This window comes from Aureisphaera sp. (assembly GCF_059726885.1).
In genome coordinates this window covers 2,471,633-2,488,462 of sequence record NZ_AP041051.1, presented here as the reverse complement: position 1 = coordinate 2,488,462, position 16,830 = coordinate 2,471,633, and the positions used below count along the sequence as shown (strand labels likewise).

Here is a 16,830-nt window from a genome sequence, read left to right as displayed (position 1 = left end):
AGCAGGTTGTTTTTTATAAACTTTGGGATTTTCAAGAATAGTGATTTAATACTGTTATTACCTCGCTAACCTGTTCGTTTGTCATTACAGGACTAATGGGAATGCTAACAATGGTATTATGAATATTTTCAGTAACGGGAAAACTCAAAGATGATAACTCGCTCAATGCTTTTTGTTTGTGTGGCGGAATTGGGTAATGTACCAAATGGCCTATCCCCTTCCCGTCAAGGTATGCCCGAAAATGGTCTCGATTCTCAACACGAACGACGAACAAATGGAAAATATGATCTTTTCCATCATTATACTGGGGCATTTCGAGACGATGATTGGTTATTTCAGAAAGATACCGCCTGGCAATGGTTCGTCTCTTTTCATTGTCATCGTCTAAATCCTTCAATTTTATATTCAATAACGCAGCCTGCACCTCATCCAATCTACTATTTACCCCTACCCAATCGCTCACATATCGTTGAGAAAATCCGTAATTTCTTAATTTGCTTATCAGTTCGGCCAATCCCTTATCGTTGGTAGTCACAACACCACCGTCCCCAAGGGCTCCTAAATTCTTTGTTGGATAAAAGCTAAAAGCCGCAGCATCGGATAAATTCCCGGCCTTCCTTCCATCATCGGCTATTACGCCATGTGCTTGTGCCGCATCTTCGATCACCAATAAATCATGTGCCTTGGCAAATGCATTGATGTCATCCATGGGAGCTAATTGCCCATACAAATGAACGGGCATAATAGCTTTGGTTTTTGGCCCTACATGTGGAACTAATTTATCCATATCCAAATTGTATCGAGACACCTCGGATTCGACCAACACTGGAGTTAATCCGGCTTGTTTTATGCCTAAAATAGTAGCAATATATGTGTTAGATGCAACCAAGACCTCATCCCCATGCTGTATGCGTCCAAGTTCCTTGTAGCCCTCTAAAATAAGTCGAAGTCCATCCAATCCATTGGCTACCCCAACACAATGGTTCGTCCCGCAGTAGGCTGCAAAATCTGTTTCGAATTGCCGCACCTGATTACCTAGAATGTAATAACCCGAATCTAAGAAACTTGCAAAAACCTCCTTAAATTCCCGATCATATCGAGCATTTATTTTATGTAAATCTAGAAATGGAACTTTCATAGAGTGAGTTTATAATAGTCCATGTTCATTGGTAGCGCTCCAAACTCTTCTTTGTACTTAGATAGTCCTTTATTGTAATCCTTTCCGCCATTGGTGTTGGTAGTACCCATATCGAAATAATGATATCCCAGATTCTTGTATTCGGTAAACAATTTCGTGTATAGCCAATCAAGCGCCCTGTATTCTTCACCCAATTTATTGGCTGTTCCGTATTGCGACTTCACCACTTTACCATTCAGGAAAAGGGTCATACCGGCAATAGGCATTCCATTGAACATTACATTGTACTGTAAGATATGCTCGGGGAATGATTTTTTCAAGTTCATGATTTCTTCCAAGGTATGTACGGGTTTGGAATCATATTTTTCGCTCAATACGGGTTTTAGAATTTCATTCCAAAAGGAAGAAAGGTCTTCCGTTTTTTCAATTTGTAATTCTGACGTATCGATGGCTGCCAACTTCTTTCTCTTAGATTTATGCAACTTTACTTCGTTGCGTAGGTCTAGAGCATAATTTAGGTCGCGTCGCATAATCTTCGCACCTTTCTGCACCAAAAAGTACTCTAGAGCGCTGCTATATGGGTTGGAGATAAACGGAGCTGGGATTTTTATGTTGAAAAGAACAAACCCCTCTTTCTTCAAGAATTCCAATACAGCCCCAAAGGCATCTTCCATTTCAGAAACTGAGGTAGAGCGATGTACCAAACCCCCATAGGTAAGGCCTTGATGACTGAACACCTCATCCCCAGTTCTGTTCGCGGGTAAGACGGCCTTCAACTTTTCATTGTTGAAAACAAGGAGTGAACAATCGGTAAAACGATCGCTATGGTACTCCATAAAATCCCGTTGAAATAGAAATGTAGCATTGGGAGCCTCTTTCACAAACCGATTCCAGGCGTCCTTATGTGCTTGGGTATATTTTACTACTTGGTAAATGGCGAATTAATTAGCTTATGGTTGATTGAATTAATAAACAAAAGTATCGAATTTCATGAACTACTCTGTACAATCGAGGGTGATTTACGAACACGACCATTTATAAACGTTAAAATACCCTTCAAATATATACCCGAGCCCTTTTTTTAATTCAGAATAAATGAACAGGTAGTTACTTTAATAATTTTACCTTTGCCCGAAAGAAGAACTATGCGCACCCTGATGAACCGCTTCTTTAAGGAAAATACCACCAAAATGGACCTTGTCCTTTATGGTATTTATCTTTTGGTGTTCATCTACCTTATCAACCAACCGGCGATTCATTCGCCTGCGACCAATAGCTACTGGCACGTAAACATTAACCGCTATCCTGTGTATGTATTATTTATCCGGGGTATGGATTTCATTTTCGGCCAGACCTATTACGACATCTCCATAGTGACTAGCCAAGTGCTTTTTTCGCTCGTTGGCATCCATGTGTTTTTTAAAAAGGTAATATCGGTGTTATCATGGAATTGGATTGCTAAAACCTTGGTGTTCCTAGTCCTGTTATTTCCATTATTCCCTCCTTTGAATACGGCCAATAATGTATGCCCTGAAGGGATATCCTATCCTTTGTATTTGTTGTTGATGACATTTACAATCGATTTCCTTTTCAAGGAAAACTACAGAACCTTCTACCTTCTTATCTTGTCATACATCATATTACTGCTCACCAGGGGACAGTTCTCTATTATGATCCCTGTCATCCTGTTGATTTTTATATTGAAGTATCGAAAAAGGGTTTTTCGGAAGCCATACCTTAAGTATCTTATACTTCTCATTATCACCCCATTTGTTACCAACACTTTAGACAGTACCTACAGAAAGATTGTACACGATCATTTTGTGACCACTCCTTTCAGTTATGTGAACGCAATTACATTGCCCTTGTATACCTCGGAAAGGAAGGATACCATCCTTTTTGAGAACGAGCACCATAGGGCTATTTTTCTTATGTCCTATAACCGAATGGACAGTTTGGACCTATTAAGTTCCAAAGTTCTAGGAACCTATAAGGATAAGTACATGCGTTTCCACAATAATTTCCCTAAAATCTGTAACCAGAATTTCTATGAGCGTGGTTGGAACTACTATTGTAATAGGCATGGAGAAATTTTTACCAGTAAGGTCGATATTGAAGTGGCCGCCAAGCAAATGATGCCTTTATTGGTTAAGGAGCATTTTAAGGAGTGGTCTTACCTCTTGGTAACCAACATTGTGCATGGATTCAAATCTATATTTGTTTTATTATTTTTTATAGGGGTCTTTATATACAGTGGAATAAAGGTTTTAAAGAAGTATACCTTAGAAAACGGTATTCTGTTTTTCTGTTCCGTCCTTATTCTTATCAATGCTTTTTTAGTGGCATTTGTGGCCCATACGATTATAAGATATCAGTTTTATTTTTTTCCATTAGCCCTTATTATTGTATTCTTGCTATCGAAGCAATTAATTCAACGTTATGCAGCCAGAACTTAGTGTCGTTATGCCCTGCCTTAATGAGGCAGAAACGCTTGCCACCTGTATTAAAAAGGCGCAGGACTTTTTCTCCAGGGAAGGTATTAATGGTGAAGTGGTTATCGCCGATAACGGCAGCACCGATGGTTCTCAGGAAATTGCACAAAGCCTAAATGCCCGTGTCGTGGATGTAGCGGAAAAAGGCTATGGAAATGCGCTGAAAGGAGGAATTAAAGCAGCGCATGGAAAATATGTTATGATGGGAGATGCAGATGACAGCTATGATTTCAGCAATATGATGCCTTATGTTGAAAAGCTGCGGGAAGGGTATGACCTGGTCATGGGAAATCGGTTTAAAGGAGGCATAAAAAAGGGTGCCATGCCGTTTCTGCACAAATACCTAGGCAATCCGGTGCTTTCCTTTATTGGAAGATTGTTTTTTAATTCGAACATCGGAGATTTTCACTGTGGTTTACGTGGTTTTAGCAAGGAAGCTTATCAGATCATGGATTTAAAAACCACTGGGATGGAGTTTGCAAGCGAAATGATTGTGAAATCCAGTTTGAAAAACCTTAAAATTGCCGAGGTTCCCACCATTCTTTCTCCAGATGGTCGCTCCAGGCCACCGCATCTAAATACCTGGCGTGACGGATGGAGACATTTGCGATTCCTATTGCTCTACAGTCCGAGATGGCTGTTTCTATTACCGGGTGCTTTACTCATGCTTATTGGCTTAGTATTTTCAATTCTCCTGTTTCTAGGTCCGCTTGAGTTGGGGTCGCTGGTACTAGATGTACATACGTTACTATTTACCTCTTGTTTATTTCTTGTTGGATTTCAGTTCATTCTATTCTATGGCCTTACCAAGGTGTTTACGGTAGAAAATGATCTGCTTCCCAAATCGAATAAATATGACAGACTGTTCCACCTTATCACCTTAGAAAAAGGTTTAATTGGAGGAGCCTTGTTACTTGGCTTGGGTGTTTTCTTAAGTATTTCGGCCTATACTACATGGCAATCCATCAATTTCGGGGATATTGAAGGCAACTCCGTATTAAGGGAAGTTATTGCCGCCGTAACTGTTTTACTTCTGGGGGTTCAGGTAATTCTATTCAGTCTTTTCTTTAGTGTACTAGGTCTTAAAAGATAAAGTCCTCCACTCCTACTATTCTAATTTCAATAAGGTCAAGAACGAGCCTTCTTCGGTAAGGGCAGTTACAGTAAATTGGGTGCTTTCAAGTGCTTTCATCACTTTTTCCCTTTTGGAGGTTATCACATAAATGGGATCATTGCCTTTAAGAACTTCAATTTCATCAATGGCCTCTATAGACTGATACGGAATGTTATACTTTCTAAGATATAATCTTGTCGATGGCCAATCCAATAAATCCATGTCATACACCTGTGCCCCTTCATATATCTTTCCCAATGCTTGTATGGTGGTATCTGGTGTAAATGACGATGACAAATAATAGTTGGCACTCAGGTTCTGGGTAATGGCCTGATTTTTCTTCAGGTTCTGAATTATCTGTTCATCGCTGCGCCCTACTTCAAAGAAAAAAGTGAATAGGCAATATACCATAACACCCCAATACAACCATTTATGGAATAAGGGCCTTGTCACCCCTTCAATACATTTCACTACCAGGACAGTTAAAAGCATTGCAAAAATCGGGGAAAGGCCTACAAATACCCTTGGAAAAGGTGCTTTTTGATGCACAAAGGCAATTCCGAATGGTAGAAGGAACAATGCCAAAAGCAATAGTGCATAACAAGATTCCTTGGTTTCCCGCTGCTTAAAATATAAAAAGCCTCCAAAGAATACCAATGGCAACAGAAAATAACGCCCAGATAGATAGGCTGGAATCGCTTCTAAAAACACCCCTACTGTATAAAATATACCAGGATAACTTTTTGAAGAATATTCATTGAAAATAACATCTTCAATAATGGGAAGATAAAAAGCCGTAGCAATCACCACACCCAAGGAAATAAACACCAAGGTCCAAAAATATCTTTTTGCCTTTTCCCTGCGTTTCTTCCAAATGGCATAAGCCCAAATAGCTCCTATTATTAACCATAAGCCTCCCAAATAATATACATTGGCGGGAATAGTATACATTAACAAAAAACCAGAAAGAACAATCATATTTCTGGCCAATCCCTTACCATTATCGATATAGGCCCAGGAATAATACAGCAACATAACTCCAAATAAAGAGCTCATGTTATATCCCCTTAGTTGCAAGGAAAAATTAAGAAATGGAATCGTAGTAAACAAAAGTATAGTTACCAGTGCGTGATTCTTAAAGCTAAAATGCCGCTTTAAGATGTTGAGGCAGTAATAGGCCGTCCCCAAGGAGATCAATAATTGCAATGTGCGAAACACATACACATGTTTGGCCGCTTCAAAAACAGTGCGAAGTCCAGATATCCTTGAAATGAATTGGGTAGTAAGATTGAAAAATATGTGATTGTTGGGGGCGGGATAATAAAATAAGGTGGTCTTAAGATCCGTGAGCGCATAATGTTCCAGGGAATATACCTCATCATACCACAAATCGACGGTAAGATAATGAAAGGCCCATATGGCCAAAGGCAGACACCCTAATAGTAATAGAATTTTATGGGCAATGGGTATATCCCGAAAGTTCATGATTCAAAAATAGCATTAAAATGCTTTCCCAAGTTGGACGTTCCATTGTTTATTATTTTGGAAGTCGTCTATATTTTAGATATCTCTATCTTTACTGCTCAAATTTGATTGAATGAGTCAGACCCTTTCCATCGTTGTTCCCGCATACAATGAAGAAAACACCATAATGGACATATTGAGCGAACTCAATACCATTAGTTTGCCAGATAATCTGGAAAAGGAAATCGTTATTGTGGACGATTGCTCCAAGGACAACACCGCTACCCTAATCCAAGGATTTATTCAATCGAACAAGGAACTTGACATAAAATTCCATTCCTTACCTAAAAATGGAGGGAAAGGAGGCGCATTGCACAAAGGGTTCGAACTCGCAACGGGTGATTTCATTATCGTTCAGGATGCGGATTTGGAATATGATCCCAATGAATACAACCTACTCCTCAAGCCCATGCTAAATGGTAAGGCCGATGTTGTTTATGGTTCCCGTTTTATGGGAGGAAATCCACATAGGATATTATTCTTTTGGCATACCATTGGAAACAAATTCCTCACTTTTCTGAGCAATATGTTCACCAACCTCAATCTTACCGACATGGAAACTTGTTACAAGCTTTTTAGGGCAGATATTTTAAAAGGACTTACCCTCAAGGAAAAGCGTTTTGGATTTGAACCAGAAGTAACTGCCAAGATCTCACGAATCCCCAATATACGCATATACGAAGTAGGGATTTCCTATTACGGCCGAACCTATGAGGAAGGCAAAAAGATTAACTGGAAAGACGGGGTTTGGGCGTTGTGGTGTATCTTTAAATACAATTTCCTTAATTTATTTAGGAAACGTTCCTAGATAAATTATTACGCCTTATTCCGCTTTCTATCTACTTCTTTCAGTAATACTTTTCGCAATCGCAAATGATTAGGGGTTACCTCCACGTACTCGTCCTTCTGAATATATTCCAAAGCCTCTTCCAAAGAGAACTTAATAGCAGGAACGATGCGTGCTTTATCATCTGCTCCCGCAGAACGCACGTTGGTCAGTTTTTTTGTCTTGGTCACATTCACTACCATATCGTCCTGTCTGGAGTTTTCCCCAATAACTTGACCCTCATAGATATCTTCTCCCGGATCGATAAAGAAACGACCTCTTTCCTGAAGTTTATCGATAGAATAAGGTATGGCGGTCCCTTTTTCCATAGAAACCATACTTCCATTCTGTCGTTCGGGAATACCCCCCTTAAGCGGTTGATACTCCGAGAAACGGTGCGTCATAATGGCCTCTCCTGCCGTAGCAGTCAATAAATTGTTTCGAAGTCCAATAATACCCCGTGACGGAATCATAAACTTACATAGCATTCGCTCCCCTTTGGCTTCCATACTGGCCATCTCACCCTTACGAATGGTTACCATGTCGATGGCACGACCACTTACTTCCTCCGGAAGGTCAATGGTCAATTCTTCTACTGGTTCGCATTTTACACCGTCAATTTCCTTGATAATTACCTGTGGCTGACCAATCTGTAATTCATAGCCCTCACGTCGCATGGTTTCAATAAGTACAGAAAGATGCAGTACCCCACGACCAAAAACCATAAACTTATCTGCACTATCCGTAGGCTCGACACGCAATGCTAAATTTTTCTCCAATTCCTTTTCCAAACGCTCTTTTATGTGACGAGAGGTTACAAATTTTCCATCTTTTCCGAAAAAAGGCGAGTCATTAATGGTAAAAAGCATACTCATGGTAGGCTCATCTATGGCAATGGTTTTCAACGCTTCCGGAGCTTCAAAATCCGCCACTGTATCCCCAATCTCAAATCCTTCTAGACCTACCAAGGCACAAATGTCTCCAGCGTTTACCTGAGCTACCTTCTTTCTGCCTAATCCTTCAAAAGTATGGAGTTCCTTGATTCTACTTTTCAATATTTTACCATCCCGTTTTACCAACGAAATATTCATATTCTCTGAAAGACTCCCTCGTTGTAACCTTCCAATGGCAATTCGTCCCGTAAAAGAGGAGAAATCCAAGGAAGTAATTAACATCTGCGTGGTTCCTTCATTCACTTTTGGTGATGGGATGTGCTCCAATACCATATCGAGAAGGGGTTCTATAGAATCCGTTTCATTCTGCCAATCGGTACTCATCCAGTTGTTCTTTGCCGAACCGTACACTGTAGGAAAGTCCAATTGCCATTCTTCTGCACCCAATTCGAACATTAAATCGAATACTGCCTCATGTACTTCATCTGGAGTACAGTTTTCCTTATCCACCTTGTTCACAACAACGCAGGGTTTTAGCCCCAATGAAATCGCTTTTTGCAATACAAAACGGGTTTGCGGCATGGGTCCCTCGAAAGCATCTACCAATAACAACACGCCATCGGCCATATTCAATACACGCTCAACCTCACCACCAAAATCGGCGTGACCCGGTGTATCTATAATATTGATTTTAGTATCCTTGTAAGTTACCGAAACATTCTTGGAGGTAATGGTAATTCCGCGTTCACGTTCCAAGTCGTTATTGTCCAAAATCAATTCGCCTGTTTTCTCGTTCTCACGGAACAAACTACAATGATGCATGATCTTATCTACCAAAGTTGTTTTACCGTGGTCTACGTGAGCAATGATTGCGATGTTTTTGATATTCATTGTTATAGCTTTCTGAGACCGAAATAAATCGACCTCATTTTGAGGCTGCAAAAGTACGTGTAATAAATGGATTTAAAGGGGTAAGTGTATAAATAATATAGATTGAAGACCACGGTGATAAATAGTTCCTACCCCTTAAGATTTATTTATCTTTGCACATCAAAATACATTTATGGAGCTTTCGCACATTCCAAAACTGAAACATACAGATTCCGATAATTTCTTCCTACTGGCCGGGCCTTGCGCCATTGAAGGGGAAGATATGGCCTTACGGATTGCAGAAACCGTGGTACAAATAACCGATAACCTGAAAATTCCTTATGTTTTTAAAGGAAGTTTTAAAAAGGCCAATAGAAGCCGTATCGATAGTTTTACAGGAATTGGGGATGAAAAAGCACTGAAAATCCTGCGAAAGGTTTCGGAAACCTTCGATGTGCCAACAGTGACCGATATTCATGAAGTAAGCGATGCCGCAATGGCTGCCGAATACGTAGACATTCTTCAAATACCTGCGTTTTTGGTTCGACAGACGGATTTGGTCGTGGCAGCTGCAAAAACCGGCAAAACGGTAAACCTTAAAAAGGGACAGTTTATGAGCCCAGAGTCGATGCAGCATGCCGTGAAGAAGGTATTGGATAGTGGAAACGACAAAGCCATGATCACCGACCGTGGGACCATGTTCGGATATCAGGACATGATTGTTGATTTCCGTGGGATTCCTACTATGAAAACCTTTGGGACTACCGTTCTGGATGTTACCCATAGCCTACAACAGCCCAATCAATCAGTTGGAGTGACCGGTGGGCGACCCGAAATGATTTCTACTGTAGCCCGTGCAGGTATTGCCGTGGGTGTAGATGGACTGTTTATTGAAACACATTTCGATCCTGCGAATGCCAAAAGTGATGGCGCCAATATGTTGGATTTAAGCCGACTTGAAAAATTGCTAAGCGATTTGGTGGCCATCAGAAAGACCATTCAGCAGCTTTAACCTTCCAGGAATTTTTCCCTTCTGTGTTTGTATGCCTGTTCGAGTACCTCGACCAGCACTTGTTCGTCTATTTCCTCGAGGCTCCAATAGCGTAGCGACTTGACCACTTTTCTATTTTCAGAAACCATGAGTTCCCGGTGTTTGGTAAAATGCCTTGCCGTCCAGAAACCAATATCTACATATCCTTTTGTTACATTAAGATAACAGATAGGGGTCTTGTCTATGTAGTAAAATGGTAGCCTCCATTTATAGGTAAGCTGCACTTCAGATAACGTCGCTTCGATAACCACCTGAATATGAAGCAACATAGAACGGAATGGCTCGCCCTGCCTCAATATATATTCCTCGGCTGGATTCATTGGGAAGTTGCTCTGTGCTTTTGAAAGAATGCATCGGATTGTTTCAGCACATATCCCAATACGTTGGAATCTTCTATGGAGTGCCCTTCGCTATTCAAAATCTCGATTTTAACATCCTTCTGCTCCTTTTTCATCTTTTCCGCCATTTTCTTCGCCTGTTCCACCGAGATGGTTTCATCGAACTTACCATGGAATATTAAAACCGGTTTTCTGATTTTTTCACTTGAATAATAGGGTGAAATTTTTTCCAAATACTTCTTTTTTTCTGACCCTAATGCTGTATTCCAAAACTCATATGCGTAATGAAATCCTTCTTTCTTTATAGTTTTCATCCATTCCTTAATATCGGTGGGCGCAGATACGGCCACTCCGGAATTAAAGAGTTGCGGATACTTCATAAGGCCCATATAGACAGCATATCCTCCATAACTATGACCAAATATGCTTACCTGATTCTTATCAATATTATATTGTTCAATGATCGATTTAGTAGCGTCGGCTATATCACTAATCATCACCTCATCTATATTATTGATTCCTGCTAAGGCATGTGCCTTTCCGAATCCTGTAGACCCACGAAAATTGATACGAAGCACCAAATAACCCCGTGTTGCAAAAAACTGTGAGAACTCCTCGACACCCCAATAATCCCTTGCCCAAGGCCCTCCATGTGGGATAACCACAAGAGGAGGTGGATTGGATTCGTCGTAGTCTACCGGAAAGTTCAGGTAGCCTGAGAGCTTATAATTGTCCTGGGCAGAAATTACGATATTCTTGGATTTGGAAAGTTCGTATTTGTTCAATTCTTCATTGAAGTGAAACATTACCTTATAGGATTTCTCTTTGGTAAAATACACTCCAATATTTCCAACGGCATCATCACTCCATTGGTACACCAAGAGGCGATCACTATTACTATCTGAATCGATAATTTCGTTGAAAAATTGGGGTTGACCTGCACTTAGGTCATTATAAAACCCCGCAAACCTATCCGAGAACCATTTGTACTGAGGGGTTAATCCCGAATATTTAATACCAGCTAGTTTGCGCTCGTAATAGTCGAAAACTACCCCAAGTCCTTCCCCATGCAAATCGAGCACATCGCAATTTACATCCTCCACCAGTACATCGACAACCTCCTCTTTTTCTATATCATAACTAATCAGTTTACGTTTGTCCGTAGTAATATTTGAAGTAAGGAATATGATATCTTTCTCCAGACTGAAACCTTCTAAAGTAATATTCTGCCCTAAGTACGAACTAGCATCAATGGTTAAGGATTGCTTTCGCCCATCTATATTTACATAAAACGGGGTGAGTCGTTTTTCATCTTCATCAAATTTATAATACGTAAAACCCTTTTCCTCAAATTTCATCGCCAAACGAGGTTCACCCTCTATATCCGTAATCCATTTGTTCACCTTATATTTTTCGGGATGCATAAGCACATATTGCTCACCGGTAAAAATATTTACTTCGCGAATAGCTGCGTATAAGTTATGATCATGGGTCTCTACCAAAATCTGATGTTCTTTACTTGGCAAAAGACTTATAAGTGAGTTGTACCTAATATTCTTGTATTGATTCCACCAATTGTATCTTTTTTTAAAGTCACGCCTTCCGACTATTTCCATGGGATTGTTCCCGTCAATGTCAATTGCTTTTATAGCACCTTTGGACTCGTACAGAATTCTATTATCGGTAAGCCAATAGAGTGCATCCAACCCAAACATGTCGAGCGGGATTTTATGAATTAATTCATATTTGTCGATATCGACTATATATAGAAATGATTCCGCATTAAAAATATGGCTGTCGGCATTATTCTCTACCACTTCGGCAAAATACTTTCCGTTGGGTGAAATGGAGAAACTGTGCTGATGGCTTTTTCTAAATAAAACCTCTACTGGCACTTCTTTAAGTAAGCCCTCTTCCTCAGGCTTTTCTATTTCCTTCGTCTGAAGTTGTTCCGCCGGTAATGATTCCTCTTGAGAGAATGAATTATGGGAAATGAAAAGTAATAAACAAAGAATTAAAAGATATCTAAGCATACTTGGTATATTGTCGTAACCCTATATTACAAAAAGTTTACGAAAAACAAAAAGGCTGTTCCGAAGAACAGCCCTAGACCAAATAATCATTGTTGTAAATTAACTCCCCAATTAATTTTCAGCTGATTATTAAAATAAATTAAGTCGAGACTTATACAATTCAAATATGCGATTAAATCATGATATCAAGCAACAGGATTTTTCCTGTATTTGCGCTCAGGGTTTTTCCTGTTTGTTAAATTATTTACAAAAAGCATAGCATATTCCACAATTTCCATTTACTTTGTTTTTCAAAGTACTTTATTATGAGTGAGCAAGATTATTTAAAGGACATCAGTGAAATCAAGGAATTAATGAACCGCTCCTCCCGTTTTATTTCCCTTAGTGGTCTTTCTGGGGTATTTGCCGGGATTTATGCTTTAATAGGTGCTGCCGTGGCCTATTGGTTGGTGAGCATATCGGGAAGGGAATACCTTATATTGGATGGCCATGTATTCAGGCTCATTCTATTGGATCTATTCCTCGTGGCTTTTTTAAGCGTTGTTACGGCTATCTACTTTACCACCAAGAAAGCCAAAAAGGCCGGGGTACGTATGTGGGATGCTTCCACCAGACGATTATTGATCAATTTTTTAATTCCGCTTGTAGCGGGTGGTGCTTATATCCTTATTATATTGAACCAGCAAAAATATGGACAAACGGGTGCGCTCATGCTCATTTTCTATGGCCTTGCCCTCATAAATGCCTCCAAATATACCGTGGGTAACATACGATACCTTGGAATTGCCGAAGTGGTACTGGGAATCATTTGTGCCATGCTACCAGGATATGGTTTTTGGCTTTGGGTCATTGGCTTTGGGGTCTTTCATATTGTGTATGGAAGTATGATATGGATACAGGACAAAAAATAACCCAGTGGGAATAATTGAAAACATAAATAAACTATTTGACCATCGAATACGCTTGGGTATTATGTCTATACTCATGGTGAATGATGATGCGGATTTTAATCGACTGAAAGAGCTTTTGGATGTTACCGATGGAAACTTGGCCAGCCACCTTAAAGCCTTGGAGAAAGAGAAGTATATTTTGGTTCAGAAACAGTTCATTGGTAGAAAACCCAATACACGCTACAGTGCCACCAAATTAGGGAAAATAGCATTTAAAAAACATATTGAAGCCCTTGAACGGCTGATTCGTAAAACATAATTTTTTTATTTAATCACTTTGAAATTCAAAGTACTTTATGAAACCTTTAAGAAAACAACTTATTAATTGGCTCTTCGAAAAGTCTATGGTATTGTACTGTCAATTCAAAAAAAAGGAACCCTGGGGACTTTCCAGTGAAGACCTTTTGTGCTTGCCAACCCACACTTTTGGATATCGTTTGGGAATGTTCCTGAGCACTAATGGCTTCGAACTCATACCAAAGGTAGAGCGTCACGATGCCTATCACTTGCTTTGTGGTTACGGCACCACCGTGGAAGATGAAATCGCCTTGCAATATGCGTGTTTTGGCAATGGAAAAAGGACCCCTTACCTCTATGGTGTCCTGATCCTTGGCACTATCCTGCTCCCGGATTATTTCACCTATTACCTAAAGTCCTATCGTTTCGGAAAAAGTGCCAACTCTTTCCATCATTTCGATTTCAAGAAGGTCCTTCCGCTCGATTTCAATGAATTCAGGAAGGCTCTATTTCCTGAAAAGGCTATTAATGAAATGCGCTCCTACAGAAGGAATTCAATGATGTCCCGCCCAAAATTTTCGCCTTATGACTACTAAGAAAAACCTAATCGTATCCTTCAAATCTGCAAAATGGATCGCTATCACTTTCTTCTGTATAGGAACCTTACTGTTTCTTATTCAACTGCTCCTCGGGGATGCTATGGAAATTGCATTTCTAGGAATGCTCTATACCGCATTTGCCGTCCTATTTAACGGCACGATCCTACTCTTCCTCATCATAGATCTTATACGAAGGGATTTGCTAGAATCTTTTTATGGAATCTGCCTGATCCTTGCCAATGTCCCCATAGCTATGGGCTATGTATACCTCTTACTCGAATTCATAAAATAACATGATTATTAACACTATAAACAATTAAATATGGAACCTAAAAAAGCAAAATTTTCGTCATGGCTACGCAACTCCATTACCGCTAGAATGCTAGTGGTGGGGTTTCTCTTAATCGTATTGCTCGTCCCCTTGGAATTTGTAAAAGGCTTGATCACCGAACGCTCCTTCAGGCAGCAGGAAGTGGTACAGGAAATAAACAATAAATGGGGTAACGAAGTCATCTTTTCTGGCCCTATCCTAAAAGTCCCTTATAAAACCTATAAGGAAGAGAAAGTGTACATAGAAAAAACCAAGAGCTTCGAAATAAAGACTGAGGAAATAATGAACCATGCCTACATCTTTCCCGATAAGCTGTCTATTACCTCAAAAGCCAATATTGCAGAACAACCCTTGAAAAGAGGAATATATGAATCGGTCGTTTTTACATCGGACCTCAACATCAGTGGAAATTTTCCGGAAATAGACCTCTCCGAACGCGATATTAAGCCTGAGGATATTGTATGGGACAAAATCTCAGTATTGATAAAAACCTCGAACCTAAAGGGAATCCGAACCACCTTGGCTATGCAATTGGGAGAGGAAAGCCTTGCTATGAACCCTCAATATTCGCAAAATTATATGAATACGGTAGAAAGTGAACTCTCACAATCTTTCTCTTTGGACGCGAATGAAAGCTTGCCCTTTCAATTAAACATGAGGGTAAATGGTAGTGAAAGCTTAAAGTTCATTCCCATTGGTAAAGAGACCACCGCAAGCATGTCTTCCAATTGGAATTCACCCAGTTTTGACGGGAATTATCTTCCCGAACAGAGGGAAGTAACAGATAATGGGTTCACTGCCTCATGGAAGGTACTTCAGATTAATCGCCAGTTTCAACAACAATTCTATAATAACTTTCCAGATCTCATGGAGTTCTCCTTTGGCGCTAAACTAATCGTTCCCGTAGATGAATATCAAAAAAGTGAAAGGACTGCGAAATACGGGTTTATGGTTATTGGCCTTACCCTATTGGTCTTCTTGCTCATTCAATTGGTGAGCAAAATATATATCCATCCGTTCCAATACATTATGATTGGTCTGGCACTTGTCATGTTTTATACCTTGCTTATTTCTATAAGCGAGCATAGTAGTTTCTTGAAAGCCTATGGAATATCGGCTTTGGCGGTATTAGGTCTTATCACGATATATTCACGGGCTATCCTAAATGGATTCAGGTTTCCATTATTGATCGGAGCTTCCCTAGCTTCCCTTTATGGATTTATTTACGTGATCATTCAATTGGAAAACTACGCGCTCTTGGTAGGAAGCATTGGCCTCTTTACGATCTTGGCCATCATCATGTTTGCTTCGCGAAAAATAGATTGGAATAACGAATAACTAAATTAATGTCGGTCTGCTTTATCACAAATTTAGCAGACCGACATTTCATTTCATGAAAAGGTATCTCACTGTATTCACATTATTATTGGTAACCGAAATGGCTATTGCTTTTTTTCAGTTTCACCGCTTTATTCGTGGTTTTGTTGGCGATGTACTGGTCATACCACTGCTCTACTCTCTTATTCGGGTGCTGTTCCGCTTCTCCATGATTTCGGCTTTACTCATTACACTGTTCATCGCAATTATCATTGAAGTGCTACAGGGTTTCCACATACTCGAATCCCTTGGTATTCAATCTAGGCTATTGGAATTGGTCTTGGGAAATACATTCGATCCATGGGACCTCATCGCCTATTTCACTGGTGCCTTTATCATCTTAATTGCTGAAAAATTATCAAAAAATGAAAAAAATTAAACAATTCTTTATCACCCGATTCGAACTGCTGTTCCCCATTCTGGCCTTCTCATCAATTAGTTTATTTGTATTGATGCTTCGGTTAAAATTTACGCTGTCCTTTTTCTATTTGTTCTTGGTCTGGAACCTATTCCTAGCATGGATTCCGTTTATGATATCTACCTACCTTTCGCATAAAAACCCAAACAGAACTGCAGTAATCTTAGGAAGTGGTATTTGGCTTGTATTCCTGCCCAATGCTCCTTATATCCTAACCGATTTCCTACATCTTAACCATCCCAACTCCCATCCGATATTCGATGGATTTATGCTCGCCATTTTCACGATTGCCGGAATGATATGTTATGTCTATTCCCTTCGGGATATGGAATTATTGTGGAGGAGCCATTTTTCAAAAAGAATGATCCGTCTTGTTCTGGTCCTTTTGCCATTCCTAACGGGTTTTGGCATCTATTTAGGTCGATTCCTTCGATGGAACTCATGGGACATCATTCAGAATCCAAGGGGGCTTATGAACGACATCTTCAATATTATCATCTATCCATTCGATCATTTGCTGGCTTGGGTAACCACATTGGCATTCGGCCTTGGCCTTCTAATTCTTTACGGATTCTTCAAAAAAACTTTTTCACCATTGAAAAATTAATGTAATTTGAGTTTCAATTGAAGCCAATGTGA

The 16,830-nt window shown here is 39.8% G+C and carries 17 protein-coding genes; 11 read left to right on the top strand and 6 right to left on the bottom strand.

The annotated features are described in order from the left end of the window. Nucleotides 1–31: 31 nt before the first annotated feature. Complete coding sequence (locus AC6JAD_RS10910) at nt 32–1,138, bottom strand: DegT/DnrJ/EryC1/StrS family aminotransferase (RefSeq protein WP_461305070.1); 1,107 nt, start codon at nt 1,136–1,138, stop codon at nt 32–34. Continuing rightward, a complete protein-coding gene (locus tag AC6JAD_RS10905; protein ID WP_461305069.1) occupies nt 1,135–1,974 on the bottom strand; it encodes a GNAT family N-acetyltransferase in 840 nt (279 codons plus the stop codon). The genes AC6JAD_RS10910 and AC6JAD_RS10905 overlap by 4 nt, the downstream gene beginning before the upstream one ends. Nucleotides 1,975–2,283: 309 nt before the next feature. Here AC6JAD_RS10905 and AC6JAD_RS10900 point away from each other — a divergent pair, with 309 nt between their 5' ends. Continuing rightward, complete coding sequence (locus tag AC6JAD_RS10900) at nt 2,284–3,594, top strand: hypothetical protein (RefSeq protein ID WP_461305068.1); 1,311 nt, start codon at nt 2,284–2,286, stop codon at nt 3,592–3,594. Then, on the top strand, nt 3,578–4,723 hold the full coding sequence (locus AC6JAD_RS10895; RefSeq protein ID WP_461305067.1) for a glycosyltransferase family 2 protein: 1,146 nt from the start codon (nt 3,578–3,580) through the stop codon (nt 4,721–4,723). Before AC6JAD_RS10900 ends, AC6JAD_RS10895 begins: the two co-directional genes overlap by 17 nt. Nucleotides 4,724–4,738: 15 nt before the next feature. Here AC6JAD_RS10895 and AC6JAD_RS10890 read toward each other — a convergent pair whose 3' ends face one another. Further along, nucleotides 4,739–6,229 (bottom strand): hypothetical protein, encoded by a 1,491-nt coding sequence (locus AC6JAD_RS10890; protein WP_461305066.1) that lies wholly within the window; start codon nt 6,227–6,229, stop codon nt 4,739–4,741. Nucleotides 6,230–6,341: 112 nt separating this feature from the next. Between AC6JAD_RS10890 and AC6JAD_RS10885 the strand changes: the two genes are divergently transcribed. Beyond that, the gene (locus tag AC6JAD_RS10885) at nt 6,342–7,076 is read left to right on the top strand and encodes a glycosyltransferase family 2 protein (protein WP_461305065.1); all 735 of its coding nucleotides are present in this window, start codon (nt 6,342–6,344) and stop codon (nt 7,074–7,076) included. An 8-nt stretch (nt 7,077–7,084) separates the two neighbouring features. Here AC6JAD_RS10885 and typA read toward each other — a convergent pair whose 3' ends face one another. Continuing rightward, a complete protein-coding gene (gene typA / locus AC6JAD_RS10880) occupies nt 7,085–8,878 on the bottom strand; it encodes a translational GTPase TypA (protein ID WP_461305064.1) in 1,794 nt (597 codons plus the stop codon). Between the two features lie 172 nt (nt 8,879–9,050). Between typA and kdsA the strand changes: the two genes are divergently transcribed. Next, nucleotides 9,051–9,869 (top strand): 3-deoxy-8-phosphooctulonate synthase, encoded by an 819-nt coding sequence (kdsA, locus tag AC6JAD_RS10875; RefSeq protein ID WP_461305063.1) that lies wholly within the window; start codon nt 9,051–9,053, stop codon nt 9,867–9,869. On the opposite strand, the gene AC6JAD_RS10870 is transcribed toward kdsA, so the two are convergent. Together AC6JAD_RS10870 and AC6JAD_RS10865 are read right to left on the bottom strand one after the other, a co-directional pair. Further along, nucleotides 9,866–10,228 carry a DUF1801 domain-containing protein gene (locus AC6JAD_RS10870; protein WP_461305062.1) on the bottom strand — a complete coding sequence of 121 codons (363 nt, stop codon included), beginning with the start codon at nt 10,226–10,228 and terminating at the stop codon, nt 9,866–9,868. The two genes, kdsA and AC6JAD_RS10870, sit on opposite strands and share 4 nt — an antisense overlap. Beyond that, complete coding sequence (locus tag AC6JAD_RS10865; RefSeq protein ID WP_461305061.1) at nt 10,225–12,279, bottom strand: alpha/beta hydrolase family protein; 2,055 nt, start codon at nt 12,277–12,279, stop codon at nt 10,225–10,227. The genes AC6JAD_RS10870 and AC6JAD_RS10865 overlap by 4 nt, the downstream gene beginning before the upstream one ends. Nucleotides 12,280–12,584: 305 nt before the next feature. Here AC6JAD_RS10865 and AC6JAD_RS10860 point away from each other — a divergent pair, with 305 nt between their 5' ends. The 7 genes from AC6JAD_RS10860 to AC6JAD_RS10830 are packed head-to-tail and all read left to right on the top strand — an operon-like array spanning nt 12,585 to nt 16,798. Beyond that, nucleotides 12,585–13,190: a hypothetical protein gene (locus AC6JAD_RS10860; protein ID WP_461305060.1), complete on the top strand. Its 606-nt coding sequence runs from the start codon at nt 12,585–12,587 to the stop codon at nt 13,188–13,190. A gap of 4 nt (nt 13,191–13,194) precedes the next feature. Next, the gene (locus tag AC6JAD_RS10855) at nt 13,195–13,488 is read left to right on the top strand and encodes a winged helix-turn-helix domain-containing protein (RefSeq protein WP_461305059.1); all 294 of its coding nucleotides are present in this window, start codon (nt 13,195–13,197) and stop codon (nt 13,486–13,488) included. 37 nt (nt 13,489–13,525) lie between these two features. Beyond that, nucleotides 13,526–14,062 carry a hypothetical protein gene (locus AC6JAD_RS10850; RefSeq protein ID WP_461305058.1) on the top strand — a complete coding sequence of 179 codons (537 nt, stop codon included), beginning with the start codon at nt 13,526–13,528 and terminating at the stop codon, nt 14,060–14,062. Further along, complete coding sequence (locus AC6JAD_RS10845) at nt 14,052–14,357, top strand: hypothetical protein (RefSeq protein WP_461305057.1); 306 nt, start codon at nt 14,052–14,054, stop codon at nt 14,355–14,357. Before AC6JAD_RS10850 ends, AC6JAD_RS10845 begins: the two co-directional genes overlap by 11 nt. A gap of 30 nt (nt 14,358–14,387) precedes the next feature. After that, entirely contained in the window at nt 14,388–15,734 is a 1,347-nt protein-coding gene (gene creD / locus AC6JAD_RS10840) for a cell envelope integrity protein CreD (protein ID WP_461305056.1), read from the top strand. Nucleotides 15,735–15,789: 55 nt separating this feature from the next. Then, nucleotides 15,790–16,152: a ribosomal maturation YjgA family protein gene (locus AC6JAD_RS10835; RefSeq protein WP_461305055.1), complete on the top strand. Its 363-nt coding sequence runs from the start codon at nt 15,790–15,792 to the stop codon at nt 16,150–16,152. Continuing rightward, the gene (locus AC6JAD_RS10830; protein ID WP_461305054.1) at nt 16,139–16,798 is read left to right on the top strand and encodes a DUF1361 domain-containing protein; all 660 of its coding nucleotides are present in this window, start codon (nt 16,139–16,141) and stop codon (nt 16,796–16,798) included. Before AC6JAD_RS10835 ends, AC6JAD_RS10830 begins: the two co-directional genes overlap by 14 nt. The last annotated feature ends 32 nt before the right edge of the window (nt 16,799–16,830 follow it).

Bases quoted from the DNA above. Each gene is read 5' to 3' on its own strand.
- AC6JAD_RS10860 (WP_461305060.1), top strand. From the start codon at position 12,585: ATGAGTGAGCAAGATTATTTAAAGGACATCAGTGAAATCAAGGAATTA.
- AC6JAD_RS10865 (WP_461305061.1), bottom strand. From the start codon at position 12,279: ATGCTTAGATATCTTTTAATTCTTTGTTTATTACTTTTCATTTCCCAT.
- kdsA (WP_461305063.1), top strand. From the start codon at position 9,051: ATGGAGCTTTCGCACATTCCAAAACTGAAACATACAGATTCCGATAAT.
- AC6JAD_RS10885 (WP_461305065.1), top strand. From the start codon at position 6,342: ATGAGTCAGACCCTTTCCATCGTTGTTCCCGCATACAATGAAGAAAAC.
- AC6JAD_RS10905 (WP_461305069.1), bottom strand. From the start codon at position 1,974: ATGGAGTACCATAGCGATCGTTTTACCGATTGTTCACTCCTTGTTTTC.
- AC6JAD_RS10845 (WP_461305057.1), top strand. From the start codon at position 14,052: ATGACTACTAAGAAAAACCTAATCGTATCCTTCAAATCTGCAAAATGG.
- AC6JAD_RS10835 (WP_461305055.1), top strand. From the start codon at position 15,790: ATGAAAAGGTATCTCACTGTATTCACATTATTATTGGTAACCGAAATG.
- AC6JAD_RS10900 (WP_461305068.1), top strand. From the start codon at position 2,284: ATGCGCACCCTGATGAACCGCTTCTTTAAGGAAAATACCACCAAAATG.
- AC6JAD_RS10890 (WP_461305066.1), bottom strand. From the start codon at position 6,229: ATGAACTTTCGGGATATACCCATTGCCCATAAAATTCTATTACTATTA.
- AC6JAD_RS10870 (WP_461305062.1), bottom strand. From the start codon at position 10,228: ATGAATCCAGCCGAGGAATATATATTGAGGCAGGGCGAGCCATTCCGT.
- AC6JAD_RS10850 (WP_461305058.1), top strand. From the start codon at position 13,526: ATGAAACCTTTAAGAAAACAACTTATTAATTGGCTCTTCGAAAAGTCT.
- creD (WP_461305056.1), top strand. From the start codon at position 14,388: ATGGAACCTAAAAAAGCAAAATTTTCGTCATGGCTACGCAACTCCATT.
- AC6JAD_RS10910 (WP_461305070.1), bottom strand. From the start codon at position 1,138: ATGAAAGTTCCATTTCTAGATTTACATAAAATAAATGCTCGATATGAT.
- AC6JAD_RS10830 (WP_461305054.1), top strand. From the start codon at position 16,139: ATGAAAAAAATTAAACAATTCTTTATCACCCGATTCGAACTGCTGTTC.
- AC6JAD_RS10895 (WP_461305067.1), top strand. From the start codon at position 3,578: ATGCAGCCAGAACTTAGTGTCGTTATGCCCTGCCTTAATGAGGCAGAA.
- typA (WP_461305064.1), bottom strand. From the start codon at position 8,878: ATGAATATCAAAAACATCGCAATCATTGCTCACGTAGACCACGGTAAA.